Origin of the sequence: Aliiruegeria sabulilitoris (assembly GCF_001558155.1) — a bacterium.
Taxonomy (GTDB): domain Bacteria; phylum Pseudomonadota; class Alphaproteobacteria; order Rhodobacterales; family Rhodobacteraceae; genus Tropicimonas; species Tropicimonas sabulilitoris.
In genome coordinates this window covers 1-8377 of sequence record NZ_LOAS01000066.1, presented here as the reverse complement: position 1 = coordinate 8377, position 8377 = coordinate 1, and the positions used below count along the sequence as shown (strand labels likewise).

The window sequence follows — 8377 nt, the reverse complement described above, 5'->3', positions numbered from 1 at the left end:
GAGCGGCCCGATACATCGTCGCCGCGAGCCCCGATGGGTTTCCGCTCGCTTCTCCCTCTATGGCTTCAAGGCATGGGCGTCGCGGCCTGCCAATCCACACACCAGGTTCAAGAAGCGTCGGTCGTGTCTCTTTCACCATCTCCGCCAGTTGCTGCAATAACCGGGAAATCTCCTCCTTTTCGGGGTGCGGTCAGCCGGCCTGCATGGCGTGATCCGGCTGGTATTCCTGACCCCGCGACAGGATGGACCAGACGATCCTCGCATTCTTGTTGGCGAGAGCAACGGCCACGACGTTCGGGTGCCGGCGTTCCCGCATCCTGGTGATCCAAAGGCTTCTTGGATCTTCCTTTCCACCCGCCTTCCCGAGAACAGCTCTGGCGCCGTGGATCATCAGCGTTCGGAGATACCTGTCGCCGCGTTTGCTGAGGGCGAACAGTCTGGCCTTTCCGCCGCTTGATTTCTGCTTCGGAACCAGCCCCAGCCAGGCGGCAAACTGGCGGCCATTTCTGAAGCAGGTTCGGTCGCCCATGGCGGCGACCAGAGCCGTTGCCGTGATCGGTCCGATCCCCTCGATCCTGCTGATGCGTTGGCACATCTCGTTGGTCCGTAAGAGGTTCCTGATTTTCCGATTGCACGAGGAGATACGACGATCCAGTTCTGTCAACTCGTCGAATATCTCTCGCAGCAGATCTCGGAACATATCGCTCAAATCGCTATCCTCTTCGTCGGCAATCCGGGCAAGGGAAGCAAATTCGAGCAAAATGTCCGAAACCTTCTCGCCGGTCAGACGGAACTCGCTGCCATAGTTCTGCCGTTGCTGGGGGCCTGGCGCAGCATTCGCACGCAGGTGGCGGACCTGGGGACACGGCTCGTCGCAACCGCACGCCAAAGCCCCGATTGCCGCCTCCTCATGTCGATCCCCGGCGTCGGCGCGGTCACCGCCACGTCGTTCGTTGCCGCCATCGAGGACCCGGCCAACTTCAGGAACTCACGCTCCGTCGGGGCCTGGGTCGGCCTGACAACGCGCCGCTACCAATCCGGAGAGGTCGACTATGACGGCCATATCTCTCGGCGCGGCGACCGGCATCTGCGATGGCTACTCTACGAAGCTGCGGCGATCATCCTGACCCGTGTTTCAAGCGAAAGCAGCCTGCGCACATGGGGGCTTGGGCTGCGCGAAAGGATCGGCTTCAAGCGCGCCGCCGTCGCCGTGGCCCGAAAACTGGTGGTGATCATGCACGCGATGCTCAAGACCGGTGAGTTCTTCGATCCGCAGGCTGGAGCCAGAACCTGAAGTCCAGCGGATAGCGTTCGGGTTCCGAACGCTTGAGGCGTCCCTGCCGGGACGTGGGCCGGGTCATTCCGTTGATGGTGTTGCATCGTCGATCAGGCAGAGTGCGTCGTCCACATTGAAGGCCCTACCCGCGAAGCCCCAACATGCGGCGGCCCTGTGTCGACCGCGGAGACAACCATGCACCCGGCAGGCACGCATCCAGGCGCGCAGGGCTTGACGCGACAAAAGCGATTAGACAACCATCAGAGGAACCAGGCTTGCAGCGGGGCAGGGCGCCGACTAAAGCGTATCGTGCGAAATTGGCCTCATAGCCTGAAGCCTTGAAGTAGTTGTAGCACTCTTCGTCCGAGAAGAGGTCGCAGCATTTTAGGGCGATCACCCGTCCAACCCTACTTCACAGCTTCGACGGCGATGATGAAGTTCGCCTCGGTGAGCAGTTGTTGCCGAAGTTGCTGGTACTCGGCGGCATTCCAGAAGTCCAAGAGTGCCTCCATCGAATTGTAGCGCTCGACGACCACCTGGCCTTCGTAGGGCCACCTGCCCTCCAAGACCTGCAACGTGCTTCCCGCAATGCCCGCTCCAAGCAATTGCAGGCCAGCCTGCTGTGCAAGAGGGATGGCCACGTCGCGATACTTGGCCATGTTTTCGGGGGGCGCCTGAACGGGGCTTTTGGCGCCGATCAGATATGCAGCCTTTATAGCCGAACTTGTTTGGGCATGCGCTACGTCGCTCTGCCGGTTCGCGGACACCTGCCCGAGGGCAAAGGCGGCCACGAGGCCAATAGCGTACACCAATCCGGTCTTCATTGCTTTCTTCCCTCTTGTTCAAGCCGCCTTATTGACCGAGCGGCTTAGTTCGGCGTGTACCAGATCGGTGATGTGTAGGCGCGTTCCTGAGCTATCATCTGAACCTCCGGATCAACGTTCTGCAGTCCGAAGAACTTCGCATCGTACGCGGTCCAACGCGGGGTAGGGATCTCGATCACGCGGCCATAGTAAAACGCCTTCTGCGCCGGATCGAAGTCCGGATCTTCCCACACCGTGATCAGTTCGGTGGCGCCGATGGTATTGGTCCAGGTGGCTGCGGCCATATCCACCGTGATGCCGACCGGAGGCAGCTTGCCGTCCGATCCGGGCTGGCGATCACCTCCCCAGACGACGTCGTAGACCTTCTCGTGCAACGCGCCTTCGGCGTCCATCCAGCCCTTGACGATCTGGTAGCGGTCGAGGTTGGCCCCGATGGGATCCTTGAGCGCGGCGATCAGGAAGGTCGGAGACTTGCCCTCGGGCGCATTGCTGAGATCTCCGCCCATCGGCACACCCTTTTCATAGCCGACTTCAGCTGGCCTGCGGGTGCTGGCATCCGCCTCTGTGAAATCCCAGCCACCGAAGAAGCGCACCAGCATGCGTGGCCCGGTGGTGCCGTAGACTTCCTTGCGCTTCATTGCATCCCACAAGGCTTCGCGCGTGTTCTCGGTGGCCCAGACCCCCGCGTAACCCGACGCGACCATCTTCCAGCCCAGGACAACTTCGTCCTGAACCTTGGCGATCAGGTTCGTCAAGCGTTCTGCACTGGGCTCAAGGCCCGGATGTTTGCCGAAGAAATTGTCTTCCTCGACCGCCGCCAGGGACGTGTGCGAGTCGGTGCTGCCGATGAAACCGTATTTGAACGGATTGGTCCCGAACTCCTCCTCAAGAGCCAGTCCATTCTTGAGGGCTGGTCGTGCATACTCACGGGGGAAATTTTCAGGCCCGGTCGGATTTCCGCCGATGGTCATGTCGTCCCAGGTTTCGTAGTCGGCAAATTCGTCAGTTGGCGAAAGCAACGGATGAGCCTCGCTGTCCCCCTTCATCTGCGTGATCTCGTAGAGTGGCTCCCAGCGGGCGCGAGTCTCAACCCAGTCCTGGGTCAGCGGTTCCCCCTCGAAGGTCTCCAGGTCGAACATCATCCCGCCGCTCAGGTTGCCGTTATGCGGGATCGCGAGAACCTGGCCTCCGGTTTCGTCCTCGTAGGTCTGGAGCGCCTTCCAGAGGTCTTCCGGATTCTCACTGTCTTCTGCCGAGAACGGCAGCATCTGCCGAGTACGTTCTGCATCGTCGCGGTAGACCACGACCCGGTGCAGATTGTTTGTACGGGCGTTGCTGCTCCACTCGTAGCCGATGAGCGCCGTGAAGCGTCCGGGCTCGTTGAACCTGTCGGCAGTCTCGACATATTCGTCCCAGACCGATCGCGCGAGCGCGGGATCGCTCATCGCGGCCGGTAGGTTGCCCGCCGCGGAAGCCGCATTCAATTCCGTGTAGGCCTCATGCCCTCCCTCCGGTCCTGAATCGAACAGCTCGGCCCACCTTTTCAACGTGGGATCCTTCAGCAGGAGCGGGTTGCCCTTGAACAGTTCGACCATCGATCCGAGCCCTTCGGCATGATCGGCCACGACCAGAAAGTCGAGGGGACGGCTGAGCCTGGCATTCAGCCCCGTGGAGGACATCACTTCCTCCCCGCGCGCAAATCGATAGGCCGGCTCCATTTGCAGGGTCGAACCAAAGATCGTGGAATCGACCGAGAGCGCCGTGTGCAGGTGAGTATCGCCCCAGAAGACACGCGTCGGATAGGCCTGTCCGACATACGGCGAGTAGCTACGCTTGCCAAAGGCCCGCTCGGCCGTTGCATCGTCCAGAATGCCGATGTCCGACATGGGGGCGTCTTGTTGCGCAAATGCAGGCAAACTGAGGCCGGCAATGGTCATTGCCAGGATGGATGTTGTGGCGCGGATCATATCTCTACTCCATTTTGTCCCACAGGTGCTGACGTCAGACAGAAACCACCACGAATTATTTTAGCAGAGACAGGCTTATCAATTTGCGACAAAATGCTAGCGTGTTAGCCCCACGTCAAAATATTCGGTCATGGCGACCGATCGTCGACGCCATTGACCAACTGGGATCACCGCTGGTGACCAGCCGTGCATTGCGGTCCGTGGGTCTTAGCCGTCGAATTCTGGAGGGACCGCCGATCTTCGTTCCCTCCGCCCTTCAGGCTGCGTTCGGAGAATACGTCGCACGGAAGATCGGAGAGCCACATCTCGGCCCGCTCGTGATTGGCCGTTATGAAAATATGGGCATCTACGCGCAATACGTCCTTGATGCCCCACGGCTTGATGCCGCGTTTGGACGAGGCGTCCGTGCGCTTCCGTTCCTCCAATCAGGTACAACCGTGGGCACCATCGACGAAGGTGAGATTGTTGTCCTGCAATACGGGTCAGGCATCCAATCCGTCGTCGGTGCCCGCCATGTGGACGAAGCAACTATAGTTCTTCTCATCGATCTCGTTCGAAACTTTGTCGGTCCAGAGTGGAACCCCGAATGGGTGGAACTTTCCCAGCCAGCGCATTCCGGTGCTGCGCCGCTCGAAGACGCATTCCGAGCGCCGATACGGTACGGCAGTCGGCTCCCGGGCATTGCCATTCGAAAATGCACTCTGCTGACGCGCAATCCACGCCCTGTTGAGGCCCGTGAATCAATCCTGTTTTCCGATCTGCGATCGATGATCAAGAGCCGCCCGCCTAGCAGCGCGGCGGAACTCGTGCGAGATGCTCTGGTTGTGTTGAGCGGGTACGGCGATTTCTCGGAAGAGGCTGTGGCCGAGAGGCTCGGGGTTGGCAAACGCACGTTGCAGAGGCTGATTAGAGTTGAAGGTTACACTTTTCGGGAGATACTGGCCTCCTTCCGCGCGGATCGGGCCAAAGCGCTTCTGCGAGAAACCGACCTTTCGGTTCAGGAAATCGCCTTTCGCCTAGGATACATCGAGGTGAACAGCTTCCGACGGTCTTTCCGCAACTGGACCAGTATGACGCCAACGGAGTTCACCGCTAGGAGATCCGCGAAGCAGCGCAGATGACGGCCTCATGACCGGCGCGACGATCAAGTTTCTAGTGATACATTTCCAATGCGGAGATCGGCTCGCAATACCGTGCACTGTGGAATTCTATCTGGCGCGATTACCCCAACACGCTGAGGCCGACGCGATGAGCGGAAGGACTAGTCGGGGGTGTACCAGATCGGCGAGGTGTAGGCTCGGTCCTGCTGCACGGCCGGCACGCCCTCGGGGAGGTCGACCCCGTAAAATGCGGCGTCGTAAGTCGTCCAGCGCGGGGTCGGGATTTCGAGCACGCGGACATAGTAGAACGCGCGCTCGGCGGGATCGAAGTCGGGGTCTTCCCAATACCCCATCAGTAGCGCCTCGCCGATGTTGTTCGTATAGGTCGCGTTAGGCACGTCCACGGTGTCGCCCACCGGTCTGTCGCAGCGGCCGTCCACGATCTCGCGGACGTCCGAACAGGCGACGTCGATCACGAACTCCTGCAGCTCGCCCACAGCGTCGAGCCAGCCCTTGACCACCTGGATACGGTCGAGATTGGCGCCGTCGGGATCGCGGAGTGCACGTATCATAAGGCGCGGCGCGGCCCCCTCGGAATAGGCGCGCATATCGCCCCCCATAGGCACTCCGCGCGCATAGCCGGTCTCCGCAAAGTTCGCACTCAGGACCTCGTCAGCCTCGAAATCCCAGCCTGCGAAGACGCGCACCGTGATCCGGCTGCCCGTGGTCGCATAGGTCTCCTTGCGCTGCATCGCGTCGAACAGCGCGGTGCGCGAGTTCTCACGCGCCCAGACGCCCTGCAGGCCGGAGGCAAGCGTCTCGAACTCGTAGGTGCCGACGCCCTCGTCGTTCGGATCGGGAACGATCTGCGCCTCGAAGCGGTCGTCTGATGGCTCCATGAACGGAACCTTGCCAAAGTAGTTGTCCTCGCGCGTGGTCGAGAGCCCGGTGTGGGAATCGGTGGCGCCGACCATGCCGAACTTGAAGGGGTTCACGCCGAGCTTCTGCTCCAGTTGCAGGCCCAGCTTGAGCGCACTTCGGGCATATTCAGTCTGCAGCATCTCCGGCGATTTGGCCTCGCCGTTCCAGTTGCCGCGGTCCCAGGTGCCATAATCGGCGAACTCGTCGTCGGGCGACAGAAGCGGGTGCGCCTCGCCGTCTCCCTTCATCTGGGTCACTTCGTAGAGCGGTTCGTGCCGCGACCGGCGCTCGGCATAGTCGGCGTCGATAGGCTCGCCCGACATGGTCTCGACGGCGAACATCACGCCATTGGAGAGGTTGCCGTTATGCGGGATGGCGAGCAGGTTGCCCCCGGTCTTGGCCTCGTAGGTCTCCATCCAGGTCCACAGATCCTCGGGATCGGAAGAGTCTGTCCCACCATAGGGGAGCAACTGGTCTGCCTTGCTCGCGTCGTTGCGGTAGACGATGACGCGGTGCAAGTTGTTCCCGCCCGGTGCTGACGTCCACTCGTAGCCAATGAAGGCGGTGAAGGCGCCGGGATCATTGAACTGTTCGGCATAGGCGGTGATCTCTTCCCAAACCGTGCGCGCAATCTCTGGGTCGTTGAGCGGATCGTCACCGCCGACGATCACGTTGCTCCCCCATTCCGCGAACGCGCCATATGCATCGCCCGCCTTCCAGAGGTCATAGGTGGCGCGCCCGACATCGGTGGCGAGCAGCCGCGGATCGGCGCGCTCGATCATCTGCGCGACGCCGAGGCTCTCGGCATGATCCGCAACAACAAGCCAGTCGAGCGGCCGTACGAGCTGGGCACGCACGCCGAAGCTGCCGGTAACTTCTTCGCCGCGGGCGAAACGATAGGCGTCCCCGGGGTCGAGGCGACCTCCGACCAGCCCTGCGTCCCATGAGTAGGAGGTGTGAAGATGGCTGTCGCCCCAGAACACCCGGTTCGGAAAATTCTGTCCAACGAAGGGCGAGTATTCGCCACGGGTGGATGGCAGATCCTCCGACGACACAGCGAAGTCTGTGCCAAAGGTATTGTTCTGTTGTGAGAGCAATGGCCCGGCAGCAAGCGACGCGAGGCAGAATCCTGAAAGTAGTTTATGAAGCATGATCATCTCCTCCGTCACCGGTGTCGCGTAATCCCCAATTAAACCACAAAATCCTATAGGTACGTCCACGCAGGCTCATCATTTTGCGACAAGATCCGTCAATAGGGCACTTTCGAAACCGTCGCCGCGGTGTTCTAGGATAAAACTCGCTTGAGTGGGGCAGCGCTTACCCAATCCCAGCCAAACAGTGACAGACTCTTCGAACGGTTGGCGGCCATTGTAGCCAGCGCAAGAGTGTTCAGCACGAGGTCCACTATGTTGCTTGGCGGGCTTTGACTTTCCATCGGTCCGCAGATCGCCAAACAGGATCGCGCCTCGCGCCGAGCGGGAACGCGGATTGAGCGCCAGAATTTCGTCCCTCGAAACGGCGATCTCCTGCATCTCATGTCCGTGGCGGATGGGCGCCTCGTAGACACTGTCCAACGTCGAATTTCCACGGAGCGGTTTCTTCAATAGTTCCACCCATTCGGAACGCCAGTCCGTGCCGTCAAGATGGCGCACAAGATCGATGAGGAGAAGCGGAACGGAAGTGCCCGCCTCCCTCGGGAACCGGCGATGTCGAGACGCGGGGCTTCGAGAACATAAGCCGCGTAGATACCGAGGTCCCTGTACCCGTACTGGTTGACCAGGATCGGTCCGAGGTGACGCTCGCCGAGTTGCCGGGCGACGCTCTCGGCGAATGCCGCCTGCGGCGCCAAAGGAACGAAGGTCGGCGGGCCCTCGATCATCTCGCGACTTAGGCCGAGCGACATCAAGACCCGATCAAACACGGGCGGTGATGCCAAATGATCGCTGGCGCCGATAACTGGACGCCAGCCTCGGACATTCTGAAGCGCAACAAGCATGATCAGCACTTTGTCGCAAAATGATCCGTCCTGCAGCAAAAGAGACTGATCTGGATCAAAATCCGCATGAGGGAGACGGCGTAAGCTTTAGGTCAAGCCCGATCGGAGGAGTGTCCATGAATATCCAACGTCTTGCCGGATCACGCGGATTGAGTGCTTTGCTGGCGATGGTGATCGTAGGCACGTCGGCAGAGGCCCAGTCACAGTGGGAGTTCAACGTAACGCCCTACGGGTGGCTCGCCGGGCTTGACGGCGATCTTGGCACATTGCCCGGTGTGCCGTCCGAGGAGGTC

At 60.6% G+C, this 8377-nt stretch carries 7 protein-coding genes and 1 pseudogene; 2 read left to right on the top strand and 6 right to left on the bottom strand.

Annotated features, from left to right (window positions below; translation table 11 throughout):
- Positions 1 to 190: 190 nt before the first annotated feature.
- Positions 191 to 700 carry an IS110 family RNA-guided transposase gene (locus AX756_RS24175; RefSeq protein WP_231701176.1) on the bottom strand — a complete coding sequence of 170 codons (510 nt, stop codon included), beginning with the start codon at positions 698 to 700 and terminating at the stop codon, positions 191 to 193.
- Between AX756_RS24175 and AX756_RS24170 the strand changes: the two are divergent.
- Positions 662 to 1294 (top strand): annotated as a pseudogene (locus AX756_RS24170) (IS110 family RNA-guided transposase); the annotation flags it as partial. The gene AX756_RS24175 and the pseudogene AX756_RS24170 sit on opposite strands and share 39 nt — an antisense overlap.
- A gap of 389 nt (positions 1295 to 1683) precedes the next feature.
- On the opposite strand, the gene AX756_RS24165 reads toward AX756_RS24170, so the two are convergent.
- Positions 1684 to 2100, bottom strand: coding sequence for a DUF1330 domain-containing protein (locus AX756_RS24165; RefSeq protein ID WP_068318321.1), 417 nt, complete (start codon positions 2098 to 2100; stop codon positions 1684 to 1686).
- Positions 2101 to 2144: 44 nt separating this feature from the next.
- A complete protein-coding gene (locus AX756_RS24160; RefSeq protein WP_068318319.1) occupies positions 2145 to 4067 on the bottom strand; it encodes a DUF3604 domain-containing protein in 1923 nt (640 codons plus the stop codon).
- Positions 4068 to 4168: 101 nt separating this feature from the next.
- Between AX756_RS24160 and AX756_RS24155 the strand changes: the two genes are divergently transcribed.
- On the top strand, positions 4169 to 5188 hold the full coding sequence (locus AX756_RS24155) for an AraC family transcriptional regulator (protein ID WP_156461676.1): 1020 nt from the start codon (positions 4169 to 4171) through the stop codon (positions 5186 to 5188).
- A 140-nt stretch (positions 5189 to 5328) separates the two neighbouring features.
- On the opposite strand, the gene AX756_RS24150 is transcribed toward AX756_RS24155, so the two are convergent.
- The 3 genes from AX756_RS24150 to AX756_RS24140 all read right to left on the bottom strand — a co-directional run bounded on the left by AX756_RS24150 (position 5329) and on the right by AX756_RS24140 (position 8084).
- Positions 5329 to 7239 (bottom strand): DUF3604 domain-containing protein, encoded by a 1911-nt coding sequence (locus tag AX756_RS24150; protein WP_082739354.1) that lies wholly within the window; start codon positions 7237 to 7239, stop codon positions 5329 to 5331.
- 78 nt (positions 7240 to 7317) lie between these two features.
- Positions 7318 to 7620, bottom strand: coding sequence for a hypothetical protein (locus AX756_RS24145; RefSeq protein WP_156461675.1), 303 nt, complete (start codon positions 7618 to 7620; stop codon positions 7318 to 7320).
- A gap of 68 nt (positions 7621 to 7688) precedes the next feature.
- Positions 7689 to 8084: a hypothetical protein gene (locus AX756_RS24140; protein WP_068318310.1), complete on the bottom strand. Its 396-nt coding sequence runs from the start codon at positions 8082 to 8084 to the stop codon at positions 7689 to 7691.
- Positions 8085 to 8377 lie beyond the last annotated feature (293 nt).